This is a genomic window from Marinobacter sp. DSM 26671 (assembly GCF_900112835.1).
In the GTDB taxonomy this organism is placed as follows: domain Bacteria; phylum Pseudomonadota; class Gammaproteobacteria; order Pseudomonadales; family Oleiphilaceae; genus Marinobacter; species Marinobacter flavimaris.
The window spans coordinates 14,344-31,492 of record NZ_FONF01000008.1 but is presented as its reverse complement, the minus strand read 5'-3'; the positions used below and the strand labels follow the sequence as shown (position 1 = coordinate 31,492).

The 17,149-nt window shown below is 57.5% G+C and carries 14 protein-coding genes; 6 read left to right on the top strand and 8 right to left on the bottom strand.

Features of this window, described 5'->3' with window-relative positions; translation table 11 throughout:
- Window positions 1-120: 120 nt before the first annotated feature.
- The 3 genes from BM035_RS10670 to BM035_RS10660 all read right to left on the bottom strand — a co-directional run bounded on the left by BM035_RS10670 (window position 121) and on the right by BM035_RS10660 (window position 4,136).
- A complete protein-coding gene (locus tag BM035_RS10670; RefSeq protein ID WP_092031777.1) occupies window positions 121-2,313 on the bottom strand; it encodes an OsmC domain/YcaO domain-containing protein in 2,193 nt (730 codons plus the stop codon).
- Window positions 2,314-2,406: 93 nt separating this feature from the next.
- Window positions 2,407-3,102, bottom strand: coding sequence for an aspartate/glutamate racemase family protein (locus tag BM035_RS10665; RefSeq protein WP_008171988.1), 696 nt, complete (start codon window positions 3,100-3,102; stop codon window positions 2,407-2,409).
- 14 nt (window positions 3,103-3,116) lie between these two features.
- The gene (locus tag BM035_RS10660) at window positions 3,117-4,136 is read right to left on the bottom strand and encodes a sodium:calcium antiporter (RefSeq protein ID WP_008171986.1); all 1,020 of its coding nucleotides are present in this window, start codon (window positions 4,134-4,136) and stop codon (window positions 3,117-3,119) included.
- Between the two features lie 158 nt (window positions 4,137-4,294).
- On the opposite strand from BM035_RS10660, the gene BM035_RS10655 reads away from it, so the two are divergent.
- Together BM035_RS10655 and BM035_RS10650 are read left to right on the top strand one after the other, a co-directional pair.
- The gene (locus tag BM035_RS10655; RefSeq protein WP_092031774.1) at window positions 4,295-5,206 is read left to right on the top strand and encodes a pirin family protein; all 912 of its coding nucleotides are present in this window, start codon (window positions 4,295-4,297) and stop codon (window positions 5,204-5,206) included.
- A 104-nt stretch (window positions 5,207-5,310) separates the two neighbouring features.
- Window positions 5,311-5,550: a DUF1289 domain-containing protein gene (locus tag BM035_RS10650; RefSeq protein ID WP_053114972.1), complete on the top strand. Its 240-nt coding sequence runs from the start codon at window positions 5,311-5,313 to the stop codon at window positions 5,548-5,550.
- Window positions 5,551-5,601: 51 nt separating this feature from the next.
- Here BM035_RS10650 and BM035_RS10645 read toward each other — a convergent pair whose 3' ends face one another.
- From BM035_RS10645 to BM035_RS10635, 3 genes are all read right to left on the bottom strand, one after another.
- A complete protein-coding gene (locus BM035_RS10645; protein WP_092031771.1) occupies window positions 5,602-7,701 on the bottom strand; it encodes a TonB-dependent siderophore receptor in 2,100 nt (699 codons plus the stop codon).
- A gap of 88 nt (window positions 7,702-7,789) precedes the next feature.
- Window positions 7,790-8,455 (bottom strand): DNA-3-methyladenine glycosylase I, encoded by a 666-nt coding sequence (locus BM035_RS10640; protein WP_092031768.1) that lies wholly within the window; start codon window positions 8,453-8,455, stop codon window positions 7,790-7,792.
- A 13-nt stretch (window positions 8,456-8,468) separates the two neighbouring features.
- Window positions 8,469-9,593: a hypothetical protein gene (locus BM035_RS10635; RefSeq protein WP_092031765.1), complete on the bottom strand. Its 1,125-nt coding sequence runs from the start codon at window positions 9,591-9,593 to the stop codon at window positions 8,469-8,471.
- A 177-nt stretch (window positions 9,594-9,770) separates the two neighbouring features.
- Between BM035_RS10635 and BM035_RS10630 the strand changes: the two genes are divergently transcribed.
- Both BM035_RS10630 and BM035_RS10625 read left to right on the top strand, forming a co-directional pair.
- Window positions 9,771-10,313, top strand: coding sequence for a GNAT family N-acetyltransferase (locus tag BM035_RS10630; protein ID WP_254775478.1), 543 nt, complete (start codon window positions 9,771-9,773; stop codon window positions 10,311-10,313).
- 16 nt (window positions 10,314-10,329) lie between these two features.
- Window positions 10,330-11,433, top strand: a complete 1,104-nt coding sequence (locus BM035_RS10625; RefSeq protein ID WP_008169546.1) for a histone deacetylase family protein — start codon at window positions 10,330-10,332, stop codon at window positions 11,431-11,433.
- A 26-nt stretch (window positions 11,434-11,459) separates the two neighbouring features.
- Here BM035_RS10625 and BM035_RS10620 read toward each other — a convergent pair whose 3' ends face one another.
- Both BM035_RS10620 and BM035_RS10615 read right to left on the bottom strand, forming a co-directional pair.
- On the bottom strand, window positions 11,460-12,371 hold the full coding sequence (locus BM035_RS10620; RefSeq protein ID WP_039881763.1) for a histone deacetylase family protein: 912 nt from the start codon (window positions 12,369-12,371) through the stop codon (window positions 11,460-11,462).
- Between the two features lie 39 nt (window positions 12,372-12,410).
- Window positions 12,411-13,607 (bottom strand): CaiB/BaiF CoA transferase family protein, encoded by a 1,197-nt coding sequence (locus BM035_RS10615; protein ID WP_092031761.1) that lies wholly within the window; start codon window positions 13,605-13,607, stop codon window positions 12,411-12,413.
- Window positions 13,608-13,772: 165 nt separating this feature from the next.
- Between BM035_RS10615 and BM035_RS10610 the strand changes: the two genes are divergently transcribed.
- The gene (locus tag BM035_RS10610) at window positions 13,773-14,426 is read left to right on the top strand and encodes an ABC transporter ATP-binding protein (protein ID WP_206076561.1); all 654 of its coding nucleotides are present in this window, start codon (window positions 13,773-13,775) and stop codon (window positions 14,424-14,426) included.
- The gene (locus BM035_RS10605) at window positions 14,416-16,983 is read left to right on the top strand and encodes an ABC transporter permease (protein ID WP_053114981.1); all 2,568 of its coding nucleotides are present in this window, start codon (window positions 14,416-14,418) and stop codon (window positions 16,981-16,983) included. Before BM035_RS10610 ends, BM035_RS10605 begins: the two co-directional genes overlap by 11 nt.
- The last annotated feature ends 166 nt before the right edge of the window (window positions 16,984-17,149 follow it).

Below are 17,149 nucleotides of genomic sequence, written 5' to 3'. Positions count from 1 at the left end.
CGTATGCCACAAATGTACAAGGGTGTACGGGCATTAAACGCAAATAGGCTACTTGTAATGATCAAGTGTGGATCAGGACTGACCGCGCCGCCAATGCGGCGCGGCTCGCTCGGCGTCCGATTACGGCTGCAGGCCCGCCCTGGCTGCACGCGCCGCGTGCAGCTTCCGGTAGCTCTCGATCAACCGCTGATGCTTCTCCAGCCCATCCAGTTGCATGTTCGTGGCTTCCAGGCCGTGGAAACGAACGCTGCCATTCACTGAGCCAACAACAGCTTCCATGGTTTCCTCGCCGAACATGCGGGTGAAGTTGGTGATGTAGTCGCCCAGCTCCATTTCGTCGTCAAGGGTGACTTCGAGAACCGCATACATGGCTCGGTAGAACAGGCCGCGCTCAACGGTGTTGTCGTTGAACTGAAGGAACATGTCGACGAATTCCAGGGCTTCTTCATGCCACTGCAGGGCTAGGCAGATCAGGATCTTCAGCTCAAGGATCGTGAGTTGGCCCCAGATGGTGTTTTCATCGAACTCCACGCCGATCAGGGTGATGATCGTCATGTAGTTGTCCAGCTGGCTGGCTTCCAGGCGCTCCACCAGATCGGCCAGTTGCTCATCGTCCAGGCGGTGCAGGTTGAGGATGTCTTCCCGATAGTCCAAAGCCATGTTGGTATTATCCATGATCAGGTCTTCCACCGGATACACCTCGGAATAGCCCGGAACCAGGATTCGGCAGACCGGCGCGCCCAGTTCCTCGTAAACGGCGACATACACTTGCTTGCCCAGTTCCTCAAGGATACCGAACAGACACTCGGCTTCCTCGGCGTTGGTGCCGGAAAAATCCCATTCAACGAAATCATAATCGGACCTGGCGCTGAAGAACCGCCAGGACACCACGCCTGTGGAATCGATAAAGTGCTCCACAAAGTTGTTTGGCTCGGTCACTGCCAGGCTGTTGAAGGTGGGCGCCGGCACATCGTTGAGGCCCTCGAAGCTGCGGCCCTGCAGGAGTTCCGTCAGGCTTCGCTCAAGGGCCACTTCAAAGCTCGGGTGAGCGCCGAAAGAGGCGAACACGCCGCCCGTTCGCGGGTTCATCAGGGTAACGCACATTACCGGGAACTGGCCGCCGAGGGAGGCGTCCTTTACCAGAGTCGGGAAACCCTGGGCTTCCAGGGCTTCAATGCCTTCCAGGATGTTCGGGTATTTTTCCAGTACCTCCCGGGGCACGTCCGGAAGTGCAATCTCCTCTTCGATAATCTGCTTCTTTACCGCCCGTTCGAAAATCTCCGACAGACACTGAACCTGTGCTTCGTTCAGGGTATTGCCCGCACTCATGCCGTTGCTGAGAAACAGGTTCTCAATCAGGTTGGAGGGGAAATACACCACCTCGCCATCCGATTTTCGCACGTAGGGCAGGGAGACAATGCCCCGGTCGGCTCTGCCGGAGTTGGTATCAATCAGATTGGAGCCGCCAAGCTCGCCGTCCGGGTTATAGATGGCGAGGCAGTGGTCATCCAGAATGCCTTCCGGCAGCTCGTCGTTGGGGCCCGGCTTGAACCACTTTTCGTTCGGGTAGTGGACGAAGTCGCTGTTGGCGATGTCCTCACCAAAGAACTGATCGTTGTAGAAAAAGTTGCAGCTGAGCCGCTCGATGAATTCGCCCAGGGCAGAGCAAAGGGCGCTTTCCTTGGTGGCACCCTTGCCATTGGTGAAGCACATGGGTGAGGCGGCATCGCGAATGTGCAGGGACCACACGTGAGGCACAATGTTGCGCCAGGAGGCAATCTCGATCTTCATGCCCAGCTCTTCGAGAATGCCAGTCATGTTGGCAATGGTCTGTTCAAGGGGCAGGTCCTTGCCTTCGATAAAGGTCTGGGTGCCGCCTTCCGGCTGGGTCATCAGCAGTGCCTGGGCGTCCGCGTCCAGGTTCTCGACGGTTTCAATCTCGAAGGTCGGGCCGGTCTGGACCACTTTTTTCACGGTGCAGCGGTCGATCGAGCGCAGGATGCCCTGGCGGTCTTTCTCCGAAATGTCCTCGGGCAGCTCCACGGAAATCTTGAAGATCTGGTTGTAGCGGTTTTCCGGGTCCACGATGTTGTTCTGGGACAGGCGGATATTCTCGGTGGGAATGTCCCGGGCCAGGCAGTAGACCCGGACAAAGTAGGCCGCACACAGGGCAGAGGACGCCAGGAAGTAATCGAACGGGCTGGGCGCCGAGCCGTCGCCCTTGTAGCGAATCGGCTGGTCCGTTACGACCGTGAAATCGTCAAACTTGGCTTCAAGTCTGAGGTTCTCGAGAAAGTTGACGTTGATTTCCATTGCAGAGAGTCCTGGATCGGAGAATTTGGCGCGCCATGGTTTTTAATGGCGGCCATTATCCAGTTTTTGCAGGCGTTCGTCTTGGTCGGTCTTCTACGGATGATGTAACGCCAGCTCGACGGCCTGAGCTGCGTGAATCTCCGTGGTGTCGTAGAGGGGAACCCCGGTATCCGCCTGCTTGATCAGCAAGCCGATCTCGGTGCAGCCCAGGATCACCGCCTGCGCGCCGCGCTCGGAAAGCGAGCTGACAATATCGAGGTAGATGTCGCGCGAGTCCGGCTTGATCTCTCCCAGGCAAAGCTCCTCGTAGATAACACGATGCACCTCGTCCCGCTGGATTTCATCCGGCGTGAGAACGTCGATACCGGCGGCCTCCAGTCGGTCCCTGTAGAACGCCTGTTCCATGGTAAATCGCGTGCCCAGCAGGCCTACCCGGTTGATTCCATCATTCTTCAGCACCTGAGCTGTGGCATCTGCTATGTGTAGCAACGGGATCTCGATCGCCTGTTCAATTTCAGGAGCAACCTTGTGCATAGTGTTGGTGCCGATCACCAGGAAATCCGCGCCGGCCCTCTGCAATGACAAGGCGGCGTCGGAAAGAATGTCGGCAGTAGCGGGCCAATCACCTTTGTGTTGAAGCGCTTCGATCTCGGCGAAATCCACGCTGAAGAGCACCAGCTTCGCCGAATGCAGCCCGCCCAGTCGGCCTTTGACCCCCTCGTTGAGGAGTCGGTAGTAGGTTTGGGTGGATTCCCAGCTCATGCCGCCGAGAAGGCCAATCGTTTTCATGGGTAATCTCCTTATTATCCGCTAATTGTCACGATAATCAGCGCCACTGCATAGACCGAGAGCATCAGGGCGCTTTCAAACCCGATCTTGCCAATTCCATAGCGTTGGCGCCGGACCATTCCCATTAACAACGTGGCTGTCATCAGTATGCTGACAAGCCCCCAGGTCATCTGTATCGGGGTAATGTCGTGATAGATGGAACCGCCAGGGTAGCCCACATCGGCTGAAGCGATCACCAGCATATTAAAACAGTTGGTGCCGAATATATTGCTTACCGCCAGGGTCAGCGCGTTCCTGCGGATGGCAGCAATGGTGGTGACCAGCTCGGGTGAGGAGGTAGCGAGCGCGGTAAACAGGCCGCCAATCAGGGTATCGGACAGGCCCGTTTCGTCACTGATCACTTTGGCCCCTTCCATCAGTACCCATCCAGCTATGCCTGTAATTGCAGCCAGAATAATGAAAGTGACCCAGGCCTGGGCAAGACCGCCGCGAAGATAATGACCAGGCTTGTCGGGAACGGTCTGGCGGGTCAGTCGGGGAAACCACATGGGTTTACTGTCTGTTGTGCGAACCAGGTGAAGCCCGAACAAATACGCTGCGGTAATCACGGGTGTGATTGGGTGTATTCCCCAGAGGGAAACTGGTGGACTCGCAATTGCCAGTAGCGGCAAAGCCAGCAGAACGATCAACAACGCGGCCAGCATCAGGTTGGTGGAAGATGCAGCTGCGTGCTCCAGGTTGGCCTTCCGGTACATGATGTCTGCAATGCCCAGAAACACCAGGTTCGCAGCCATGCTGCCCATGACATTGCTCATGGCCAGATCCGGCCTTGAATCCATGGCCGCGCTCAGCGTGGCGGCGAAGTCGGGCAGTGAGGTTACCCCGGCCAGCAGAAAGATGCCGAACAACGCCTCGCCCAGACCTGTGCGATCAGCCAGTTCATCGGCGACCCGCGCAAGTCGGCTGCCGGCTGTCACAATAACGACGGATGCGATGGCAAAAGCTATGATGCCGGTAGTCAGTGATGGAAACACTCAAGGCCCCAGACTGTTGCGATTGCTTGAATTGCTTACGGTAACTATAGCGGTTGCGGAATGGCCAGGATGAATATCGGTGCCCGGAGAAAGATTCCGGCTTCTATAATAGATTCAGGAAACCGGGTGACAGAGTCGGGGCAAAACGGGAGCGATGCATGAGCAATCTGATGAATACTGTTGAACAGAACTGTGATTCGGCCGATGCGCCGTGCAGCGCCATCGAAACCATTTTGAGCCCCCGGGTTGCCAATCTGGGCGGCTTCTCCGTACGTCGGCAGTTGCCAACCGCGAAGCGGAAAATGGTAGGCCCCTGGGTATTCTTTGACGAAATGGGCCCGGCGGAATTTCCGGCTGGCCAGGGTCTCAACGTACTGCCGCATCCCCATATTGGTATTGCCACTGTTACCTACCTGTTTGAGGGCGAGATACTGCATCGGGATTCCGTTGGCAGCTACCAGCCAATCCGGCCCGGAGATATCAATCTTATGGTGGCCGGCAGCGGTATCGCCCATTCCGAGCGGGAGCGTCCTGAGATCACCGCAACGCATCACCGCTTGCATGGGCTCCAGCTCTGGCTGGCCCTGCCGCAAGAGCACGAAGAAACTGCGCCAGCGTTTCACCACTATCCAGAGGATGACATCCCCGCGGTTGAGATAGACGGCGTGCCGGTTCGAGTCATGATCGGCAGTGCTTACGGAGTCACTTCGCCGGTGCTCAAGTTCAGCGAAACCCTGTACCTTGAAGCCACCCTTAAAACCGGTCAGACCCTGGCATTACCCCAGGCGCCTGAGCGCGCCGTCTACGTTGCCAGTGGCGCCCTGCGAGCCCATGGCTCTGAGCTGCCTACCCACAGCATGACGATCTTTTCCCGACAGCCCGGTGTTGCCATTACCGCCACAGAGGATACCCGGATTGCCGTGATTGGCGGTGAGCCGCTGGGCAAGCGTTTTATCGAGTGGAACTTCGTCTCTTCTAGCAAGGCCCGTATAGGTACAGCCAGAGAAGACTGGCGGGCAGGGCGGTTCGAGAAAGTCGTGGGTGATGAGGAAGCGTATATACCGTATTAGCCTGTCGTCTCGGTTTTCCACGGGCCCAACGCCTTGTATCCGGGGGCTGCAGCCCTCAGCCTTGGACTAAGCCACTTATTTTGCAAAAGGGGAAGCCAGAGTCCATGGAGCCCGTCACCAAGAAGCCCTGCATTGACGTCTGCGAGTTTAACAAGAGGGCCATCTGTAAAGCCTGTGGCCGAACCAGGCAAGAAAAAAAGGAGTGGAAGCAGCTCTCTCCTGACCAGAAGCAGGCGATCTGGACGCGTATCCTGGAGTCTCACGGCTCGGGTAAAGGAAAGAATCCCAAAGCATTGCGCGAGTTGTACGAGAAGGCCCAAAAGAAGAAAAAAAAGAAGAGCTGATCGCCGCAGCGGTTTTCAGGCTGCGGCGACCAGAGACGTCAGGATGAAGCTTTAGAAACGATATTTGGCGTTTGCATTCACAGTGCGCCGCTCGCCGTAGCCGCAGTCTGCGCCTTCGGAGCGGCACCAGGTGATGTACTCGTCATCGGCCAGGTTTTTGGCATCTACGGTGAAGTCCCAGTTCTGCCAGGTGTAGCCAATCATGGCGTCGTAGAGGGTAACGGAAGGAACGACGGGCCCGCCTCCTGAGCCAACGTTGTCACCCACGTAGCGCACCCCGGCACCGACCCGCCAGTTGTTGGCGATGTAGAGCTGGTTCCACCAGGAAGCCTGACGCTCGGCCACATAGGGGAGCCGGTTGCCAGAGGCGTCATCCCTGGCATTCAGATCGGTGTAGGCCAGTTGGGTTTCGAAACGCTGCCAGCGTTTGTTCACCTGCAGCTCCCAGCCGTCGATCACGGCGCCGGTCTGCTCGACACCTCCTGGCGTATTGCCATCACTGACGCGGTTCTCCTGGGTAATATCGAAATACGCGGCGCTGATGCCCAGAGACTCGTCCGGTGAAACATACTTCACGCCAGCTTCCTGCTGGTCGCCGGTTGTCGGTTTCAGGGTATTGGCCTCGGGAGTGCCGTCGGTACCGAGGTTCATGCTGAAGGCTTCAGCGTAGCTGATGTACGGAGAAATCCCGTTTTCAAACCGGTACATCAGACCCGCGCGACCGGTAGTGGCTTCTTCATCACTGACGGTGTCTGATCCGGAGACGGCCAGGCTGCGGTTCTCGGCCCAGTCGTGGCGAAGGCCGGCGGAAACGACAACAGGGCCGATTTCAATGTGGTCGGCAACGTAGAGGCCAATCTGCTCAATCTCGTTGTCTGGCCGGTCGGATGGGTTGATGATGCTGTCATTCAGGTTGCCGTACTGTGGGTCGTAAACATCGAATCTTCCGCCCAGACCATAGCCGTAGAAGTAGTTGTCCTGTTCCCAGAGGGCATCCTGGCGGTCGGCTCCGATAATAAGACGGTGGCGGGTCATGCCCAGATCAACATCGCCCTCGAGACGAGCGTCCATGTTGAAGATACGGGTTTCAGTGTCTGCCGTGTAAATGGTTCGTGATACCTCACCGTTGGCGTCAGGAATGCTTGGAATAGTGATCCAATGCTCACGAGTTTCTGCGCTGGAATCGGTATAACGGGCCGTAGCGGAAACCGCCCAGTTGGAATTCAGCTGATGGTCGACAAACAGGGTAGCTTCGGTCTTCTCACGGTCATAACGATCCCAACCCGGTTCGCCAACAAACCGCTCGGAACCGATGAAACCCTGAGAACCCGGCTCCAGGGTGCCGGCCTGTGGCAGGAACTGGGCAGACACCTGGCCTTTGTTCTCCTGACGGTTCAGAAGCAGGGTGATGCTTGTATCATCGGTGGCGCGCCAGGTTAGTGAAGGGGAGAGCACGTAGCCATCGTCTTCCACATAATCCACCTGTGTGTCGCTGTCGCGTCCCAGTGCGATCAGACGGTACAACAAATCACCACTCTCGTTGACGGGGCCGGTTACATCCACGGCCAGTTGCTTGTGATTAAAGGTGCCATACTGAGCCCAGATCTCGCCGCCCTGTTCCTCTTCCGGGAGCTTGGATACCCCATTGATGATGCCGCCCAGATCGCTCTGGCCATAAAGCATGGAGGAGGGCCCCTTGAGCACTTCGATGCTCTCGAGGGCGTACACATTGGTGCGAACAGTGTTGTAGGAACCGTAGATCTGACGCAAGCCATCCAGGTAGCGGCCGGCGTCTACTCCACGCACTTTTGCGGAATCGATTCGGGTATCAAAACCGAAGTTGCCCGCGTTAACCCCTGGGGTGTAGAGCAGGGCGTCCTGGATGTTCTTGGCGCCGGAATCTTCGATGAAGCTGCGATCGACGATTGAGACCGAATAGGGTTGCTCTTCAACCGGAACGTTCAGTTTTCCAACGGCTGGCGTTTTTTCCAGAGGTATATAGTCCGGAGCGGTAATCGCATCAGAAACCACTTCGAGAGCTTCGAGTGTGGTCGCGTCGTCGGTTTGCGATTGCGCCATGGCCATAGAGCTTGCGCCGAGGAGTGAAACCAGTGCTGCAGAGCTGCAGCGTCGGGAGCGGATGACTTTCATACAAAAATGCGCCTTCGTTGTTAATGCGGAGGCGAATGATAACAATTATCATTAAATAAACAAGAGGTAATGAAATCGCGTGACAAGATCAGTCGATAGTAAACGAGAGGATTCTCGAGAGGTGGCTGTAGGGCAGGCCACTCTCCTCATGCCAGAGATTAAACGCTTCCTGCGCCTGCATCAGCCCTTTCTTGCTGGTGGGTGAGGCATCCAAAACCTCTTCCCTATGCAGCGCGGCAATAACATCCCGTGAAAGGATAAAGCCGTCCCAACCCACTCGCCGCAAAAAGTACTGGGCGCTGTTGCCACCGAGCCTCGCTCCGTTGCGTTTAAGCCATATCAGCAGGCCGGCCTGGTCACTGCTGGGCCAGTCGGCGAGGAACTTGCCGAAGCTGCCGTGTTCCCGGGAGGCATCGACAATCATCCGCGCATTTTCGGGAACGGTCTGAATTTTCTGAGCGTTCCTGACGATGCGTTCGTCGCCCGCCAAACGCTCAAGCACTTCGGGAGGAACCTGCTGCCAGTAAAGCGGTACAAAGCCTTCGAACGCCTCTTCGAACTTCGGCCATTTGTTTTCGATCACCCGCCAGACGAAACCGGCCTTGAAGATGCACCGGGTGATTTCCGAAAGGTATCGATCGTCACCAAAAGCCTCAAGCTCGCCGGGTGCCGCCACTCTCGGCAGCCGTGCGCGAACCTCGCTCTCGCCGCCTTTCTGAAGAACGGCCTGTTCGTAGATGCGGGAAAAGGACATAGCGGTCTCTGAATCAGTCCAGTGTGTTAAGTGATTTTTTCCGGCCAATGTGCGACAGGCCAATAATCAGGGTTCCGAGCAACCCGAGGGCAGGGCGCACAATCAACCGGAATACCCAACTGCCGATGTACAACACCGGCAGTAGTATCAGCATCCACCCGAGAAACTGCACCAGCTTTACCGGGTAGCCCATTACTTCCGCTACCTCTGCCAGGACGTCATTGATGATACCGGGGTGTGTGACCACCAGATACCCCACGCCAATCACGGCGGGCCATTTTGCGTAGCGGGCGGTCGTCATCAGCATGCGCCCGCTAGTCGTGAGGCGAGCGGCCAGTGCTGCGGACCGGGTACCCCTGGCAGCGCCTCTGGATGAAACAGCGACAGCCCGTCCTACCCGAAGTACCTTCAACGCGCTGGCAAAAACCAGAACATCCACCGACGCCCAGCCAATATCAGAGGCGGTCACGTCGTCACCGGTGCGGTGCTGAATCTCAAGGTTGCGTATACCACTTGCGAAGAACTGGTTGATGTTCTCCAGCACCCGTTCGGTTCGAACCCAGATGACGTCGCCCTGCTCGTTAAATACGAACTGGCCCAGGAAATCGTGCCCTTCTTCCTGAATAAAGCGCACGGCGTACCACCCGCGCTCTTGCGGAGTCAGCTTTTCCTTTCGGGAGGTATTTTGTTGGCCGCCGGTACTGTTATCGGTTTCTTCGCCTCCGGTAAAGAACTCAAGAGCCGCCTGATATTTGCTCGCCAGATCGTTCATCAGCTCGATAGAGCCAACAGGTTTGCTCAGGAAATAGTGAATCGGCGGAAGAATGTTTTCGCCATAGAGCCGAAGAATTTCCCGGAATTCCGGTTCGGGACCATATAGGGGAAATACTTCGCGTGTCATCGCCGGGTATCGCAAATACGCTGCCCGGGCCTTCAGTAGCAGCAGTTCGTCGTCTGCCATATCCAGCAAGGCTGCCTGAACTTCCAGTGGCTCTTTCTCGATCCGAGGGAATTCCCGGAGAGTATTTTCCGCCTGAATCTGGATCAGCCGCTCTTCAATCAGCATGGGCCGGGATGTGACCGTCGACAACAATGCAACGATCACCGAAATCCCCAGAATCAACAGGAGTTTTCTCATCGAAACTTACCCCGGGCAGGAATGGGTCAAAGAACCGTGTAGGGGTTGCCGCTTTTGTAGCTCGATCAACCAGCGACTACGCTTTGGAGAGTAGCGCAAATGTATACGCCCCGAAAATGCAGATCATTCCGGGATTGGGCTGGCATGCTTTTGGCGAAGGTCGAACGGGAGTTGCAAGTGGCGGTAAATCAAGCGAAGCGTGGATTTGTGATCAGAGAGGCCCGGGAAGAGGATCTGCCCGAGATGGTGGGCTTCCTCGCCAAACTGGCGCTGCATGTTTCGGGTGCGCCTCCCCATGATTTGAAGGAAAGCGAGTACAAACGGCTTCTGCGAACCCTGCACTCCGCGCTGGACGATCCCAACAGACGACTCGTTGTGGCTGAAAGCAAAAGCGCCGGGCTCGTGGGTATGGGTTATGTTTATATCTGGAGAAGCCAGGGCATCTGGGAGCAGTCGGAAGCGGCAGAATTCAAGTCCGGCGTTATTGATGATATCTGGGTAGAGCCGGACTTCCGGGGGCTTGGTATCCTGAAGGCACTGTTGCGGGATCTTGTCAATTTCGCGGAGGAGCATCACGCCTCGGAGCTGATCCTCGAATACTCTGCTTCAAACAAGGAAGCCAAGGCTGCCTGGACCAAACTAGGTTTCAAACCGACTGGGGTTCGCGCGGCGGCATTCACCTCGGTGGTTAAGCAGGCGCTGGCGGAATCACAAGGATAAGAAAAGGAAACAGGCCATGATCGGCGATCGCAGTGTGAATGTGTTTTACGATGAGATCATGCTCGGGCATAACCCCGAGGTGGATCTTCCGTTCATGCCCAGCCGGGTGGAAAAGCGAGTGCGATCCATTCTTCAGGGCTTGGATTTCAAATGGAGCTATCCGGAGCACCCCGGGCGGATCAGCGCCATCAAGGAGTATCTGGATGAAAACCCTGTGGCAGGTACTCAATTCAAATCGGGTGCGGCTGCCGCAACCTACGATCAGCTGGCACGGGTACACACCACCTCCTACCTTGACCACATCTTCTCACTGGACGGCAAACGGGCGTGGCTTGATAAAGACACGACGGCGGTGTCACCCGACAGCATCAAAGCCGCCACGGCTGCGGCCGGCAACGCCATTGCCGCCGTTGAAAGCGTTGTGAAAGGGGAGTGTGACAGCGCGTTTGCCCTGATCCGCCCGCCCGGCCATCATGCGGAACCGGTTCGGGCACGGGGATTCTGCCTGCTCAATAATGTGGCCATTGCTGCGGCCCATGCCCAGGCCAAACTCGGCTGTGAGAAGATTCTGATCATCGATTGGGATGCCCATCATGGCAACGGTACCCAGGACATTTTCTGGGCAGACCCCGATGTCCTGTTTTTCGATACCCACTGCGCGGCGCCATTCTATCCCGGATCCGGTCACCTGGAAGAGATCGGTGATGGGCTGGGGGAGGGCTACACCATCAACGTGCCACTGCCGGAAACGGCTGGCGACGTTGCCTTTGAGAAAGTGTTCCGGGAGATCCTGATGCCGGCGGCGGATTACTTCCAGCCGGATTTGGTGCTGGTCTCTGCCGGCTTTGATCCGCACAGAAACGACATGGCCCTGAACCTCACCTACGATGGCTTCAAAGTAATCACAGGCATTGTTCAGGCGATTGCCGACAAACACTGTGAGGGACGGTTAGCGCTGGTTCTGGAGGGTGGCTACAGCCTGAGTTCGCTGTCCAAGGGGGTGCACGCCGTGCTCGAAGTGCTGGCCGGAGGAGAGGTGCCGGAAGTTCATGAGATCGGCGTGCCGGAGGCCGAAGAGGCAGCTGAGTTCCATCGGTCTGCCTTCAGTGATGAGGACTAATTCTGCTTTGAGCAATAAAAACTAGGTCAGTCGGCTGAAAACACCCGGCTGGCGGCTTCCACAACAATCCCGTGCCGCTTGGCCAGTTTCACCCGGTCATCATCGTAGCCGCCGCCAATCACCGTCGCTACTGGAATGTCCCGACGTTTCAATTCACTGAGCACCTGAAAGTCCCGCTCAAAAATTCCCTGTTCGGAAATGTTCAGCCGGCCGAGGGGATCATTCCTGAATACGTCCACGCCTGCGTCATAGAGCACGATATCCGGCCGGGATAACGCCAGTGATTTGTGCAGCGTTTCGCTGACAACCTCAAGATAGGCCCCGTCTTCGAGGCCATCCGGTAAGGCGACATCGAGATCGCCAATCTTTTTCTCGAACGGGTAGTTGCGCTCACAGTGAATCGAGCAGGTAAAGGCATTCGGCTCGTTCGCCAACAATGCAGCGGTACCGTCACCCTGATGCACATCCACATCGAAGATAAGCACACGTTCAATGCCCTCCTGTTGCAACAGCACATTGGCGGCGATCGCCAGATCGTTGAGGATGCAGAAGCCGGCAGCGTAATCGTAATGGGCGTGATGGGTGCCACCGGCCAGGTGACAGGCAATGCCATGCTGGAGGGCCAACTGCGCCGTCAGAACCGTGCCTGAAGGAGCCAGGAAAGTGCGTCGGACGAGGCCCTTGCTCCAGGGCAGATTCATCTGCCGTTTCTCCCGCGCCGAGAGTTGATCGCCGGCGAAACGGGCGAGGTAATCCGGGCAGTGGGTACGGGTCAGCCACGCCTGCCGGCATGGGGCAGGGCGAAAGCTATTGGCTTGAGTGAGAAGCCCTCTCGAGCGGGCGTAATCGGCAAGGAGCCCGAATTTTTCCATGGGAAATCGGTGCTTTGCCGGGAATGGGAAGCTGTAGTCTGGATGGTGAACCACGGGTACGGGCATTTGATCGTCCGGCTGCAGTGGATTTGTGACGTCAGAATGTTATTTGGCAGGCACGGCTGCGATGCCAGAATCACACATCGACTGGATTTCTTCGGCGGAATACCCGCACTCTGCCAGCAGTTCGCCGGTTTGCTCGCCGAGGCGCGGAGCTCCCTGCCAGTGCTGCTCCGGTGCGGCCGAGAATCGCGATGGGGCCCTGGCCTGGCGCAGTCGGCCAGCCTGGGGGTGGTCGTAGTGTGAGAGCAGATCGTTGGCCAGCACCTGGGGATGGTCGAGCACCTGAGTGCGGGTCAACACCGGGGCACAGGGCACTTGTTCGGCTTCAAGCCTTGCCAGCCAGTGTTCGGCCGTATCGGTTTTGATGACCGACTGGATCAGCTCCAGCCTCGCATCAATATTCTCCTGGCGCAGCCGGGCAGTCAGGAACCTTGGATCCTCCGCCCACTCCGGGCGGTCCACAGCACAAATAAGGGCTTGCCACTCTCGATCGCTCTGAACCGCAATGGTGATGTAGCCGGTTGTGGTCTCATAGATGAGATCCTGAAGGCTCGCAGCCTCCTGCTGTGGCACCTCACTGTGAACAAAGGTCTGGCTGCCCATGTCGGAGCTCCAGAGAAACGCGATGATCGCGTCCAGCATGGACAGCCGGACATGCTGGCTTTCCCCGGTGCGTTCCCGGGCGAACAGAGCCGCGGTAATCGCCTGGGCTGCGGTTACACCGGTGAGCTTGTCGGGCAGGATGGTCCTAACCAGTTGCGGACGCAATTCATCGGCGCCGGCCTGCACGGTGGCCAATCCGGAGAGGCCCTGGATCAGCGGATCGTAAACCGGTCGCTGGGAATAGGGGCCGGTATCACCGAAGCCACTGATTGATACCATCACGAGATTCGGGGCCACCTTGCGCAGCTTCTCCTCGCCAAGTCCCATCCGCTCAATGACGCCCGGCCGGAAGTTCTGCACAAAGACATCGGCCGACGCCACCAGTCGAAGCAGCGCGTCGCGTCCTGCCTTTTCTTTCAGGTTCAGTGCCACTGATTTCTTGTTGCGGTTGTTGTTGAGGTACAGCGCCGACATATCGCCCTGCCGATTGGCCGCGGAGCGAGTAAAGTCTCCACCCGCCGGATTCTCGATCTTGATAACCTCGGCACCCTGATCCGCCAGTATCATGGTCGCGAGAGGCCCGGAAATCATGGCTGTCAGATCGATAATGCGGATGCCATCGAGCGGTCCGGTCATGGTCAGGACTCCTGTTTTTCCTTGGAGGCGCCAAAAAACGTGAGTGCGCCACTCTTAAAAAGGGTTCGTACTCTAAACTTTATGCGGATGCCGATCATTTACCAGTACGCAACAGAGCAGGAAATTCATCAAACCAGAGGAGCGCCAGTGTCCACCAGTGTTGAAATGACCGACATTTTTCTCGAGTACCCCACAGAGTCCGGCAAGGTTGCTGTACTCAAAAATGCCTCCCTCATGGTGCCCCCGGGAGAAACACTGGCAATCACAGGCCCCTCTGGTAGCGGGAAAACGTCCCTGCTTTTGTTGCTCTCCGGCCTGCAGCGACCGACCAGTGGTGAAATTCTGGTCGGCGATCAACGCCTGGGCGACATGGACGCCAATGCTCTGGCCGACTGGCGAAGTGAGCACCTTGGCATTATTTTCCAGTCCTTTCACCTGCTGCCTGGCCTCACGGCCCTGGGAAACGTGAGTCTGCCGCTTGAGATTGCCGGCGAGGCCAGGCCGCGGGAACGAGCTCTCGCCATGTTGGAGGCAGTTGGTCTCAGCCATCGGCTGCAGCACTACCCGGGGCAGCTCTCTGGCGGCGAGCAGCAACGGGTAGCGATCGCGCGGGCTCTGGTTCATCAGCCAAGCCTGTTGTTGGGGGATGAGCCCACAGGCAATCTGGACCACGAAACCGGTGAGAAAGTGCTCTCTCTGCTGTTCGACTTGCACAAGGACAGCAAATCCACGCTGGTACTGGTGACTCACGACGAGCGCGTTGCCGAGCGTTGTCAGCACAGGGTCCGGATGGACGGTGGGCGTCTCTATGCCTCCTGAACGCTCCACAAACCCGCTCTGGATGCTCCGATTCGCGATCACCGACCTGCGGTCACGTATCTCTGCATTGAAGATTTTCCTGGCCTGCCTGATTCTCGGCGTTACCCTTGTGGCTGCGACAGCCAGCCTCTACCGGGTGATCGAGCAAAGCTTGCTGGCGGATACCCGCGCTCTGCTCGGTGGCGATGTGGAGCTGGATACCAGCGAGCCGCTGCCCGATGATGCGCTCGAATGGATTCGGGCTACCGGCAAAATTTCACTGGTTCGGGAATTCGATACCATCGTCAGCGGAAGCGGCGGCGACGGCTTCTTCCGGGCGGAGATACTGGTTCCGGATGCTCTCTATCCCCTCTACGGCGAGCTGGAGCTAACGCCGGATGAATCTCTGGGGGCGCTTACAGACCAGAAGGAAGGGCAGTGGGGGGCTATCATCGATCCTTTGCTGGCCGAACGCCTGGGCCAGTCGGTGGGTGACCAGATTGAGATTGGCGCCGCCACCTTTCGAATCAGCGGCCTTATCGAGAAGCAACCGGATCGGAGCCTGAACGCCAATTGGCGAGGTCTGCCGATCATGATTTCCGAGCAGGCCGTGGAGGCAACCGGTTTGATTCGCCCGGGTAGCCGCGTGGATTACGAATACCGGGTACAAACCGAACAGAATCTCGACACCTGGCTTGAGGAATTCGAGCAGGCATTCCCGGATGCGCGATGGGAAATCACTACGTTTGCCGAGCGCAGCGAACGGATTTCCGAGCGTCTGGACCAGATTGCCACAGCACTCATCCTTATCGCTTTCACTACATTATTCATCGGTGGCCTCGGCGTTGCCAACAGCATCCACGCCTACCTCGATGAAAAGCTGGGCACAATTGCCACCTTGCAAACACTTGGCCTGCGTCGCAAACCGCTTGTCGGCATATACCTCCTGCAGATTGGTGTATTGGGCAGCCTTGCAGGGCTTATTGGCGGTAGTATCGGGCTGGGGCTTTCCGCCCTGGCGATCAGCCTGGCGGGCGATGCCTTTGCTCTGGCGGGGCCCGATGGGGCCGTCGGTTGGTTGTCCTTGTGGTTGGTTCCCTTGCTGCTGAGCTGGCTGTTCGCTGTTCTGACTGCTTACGTGTTTGCACTGCCGGCACTCGCTCGAGCCCTGGCTGCTGCGCCGGCCGGGCTTTTCCGGGGACAGGTCGAGGCGGCTCCAAACGAGCCTCGCAGCTGGCGGATCGCCAGCTATCTGCTGCTGGCCGTTTACATCGGCGCTACTCTGTTCTGGCTCCCATCGCCTCATCTGGGCTTTCTGTTCCTGCTGGCGGTTACGCTGCTTTGGGGCCTCCTGGAAGGTTTGATCAAGGGGTTGCGCCGTGGAGCCAAAGCCCTGGAAAACGGCGGTTTTGCCGACCGCAGGTTTGCCCGGCGGTTGGCCCTGGCCAATCTGCACCGGCCGGATTCGCCGCTCCGGGCAACCCTGCTGTCACTGGGTACCGCACTGACGCTTGTGGTGGCCTGCACGTTGATGGTTACCACGCTCCTGAGGGCGCTTGAAACCACCATACCGGAACAGTCTCCGGCGCTAATCCTCTATGAAGTGTTCCCGGACCAGATGGAACCGCTGCAAAACGGCCTGGAAGCGTTGGATGCTTCCAGCCGCGTCGAGTTGCTCCCGATGGTCCGATCCCGTCTGGACACTATTAACCAGAAGCCGATTGCGGAGGTTCTCGCCGATAACGCCGAAGCTCGGCGAGAAGCCATGGGAGATGAATACAAACTGAGTTATCTCTCGGGAAACCCCGAAGCACTGGAACTGGTGGAGGGCAACTGGTGGGAATCGCCGGCCCCCGAGGGGGAGCCCGCTTACATGGCCATGGAGGATCGGGAGGCTTACCAGCTTGGACTGGGGGTGGGCGACCAGCTCACCTTTACTGCACAGGATAAGAGCATCGACGTCGAAATCCGTGCAATTTACCGGCAAAAAGGGCTGCAGACCCGATTCTGGTTCGAGGGCATATTGCAGCAAGGCGCACTGGACGACTTGATCAGCCTTTACGTTGGTGCGGTCTACCAAAGCGATGAGGCGGCCAGGGAATCCCAGCAATGGCTGGCACAGACCATCCCCAATGTAATCACGCTGCGCACCGCTGACTGGCTGGAAACCGCAGGCGATCTGCTGAACAAGGCAGCCGCGGGCCTGGCGGCTGTGGCATCGGTCAGTCTTCTCGCCAGCCTGCTTGTGCTTTCCAGCGTGGTCAGTGTCAGCCGCAGGCGGCAGCTTTACGAGGCCAACCTGTTGCACTGCCTTGGCGCCCGTCACGGAGCGATCCGCCAATCCATGCTGCTGGAAACCGGTTTGCTGACCTTTCTGGCAACGGTTTTCGCGACAGCGCTTGGTGCGCTAATTGCTTTACCTGTAGCTGACCTGGCCCTGAAGCTGCCGGCAGGCGATTTATGGTGGATTGGGACACTGGTTGCCGGAGGTGTCAGTTCGCTGGCGCTGCTGGGTGGACTCCTGCCCACGCTCAGGGCAATGCGGTTAAACCCCGCGGTGTTGCTCAGAGACCGTTAAAATGGCCTGCTATCGTAATAAATTCGTCTTTTTGATTAAGGAGGTGTAAACATCAGTTAAATCATAGACCTAAGAATATGAAAAATGACTGTTTGTTCGTTTTTTGGCCGCTATCACGAGTTGCAGGCTCAAAAAATCCGGTTATATTGAGGAAATTAAGGAAAAT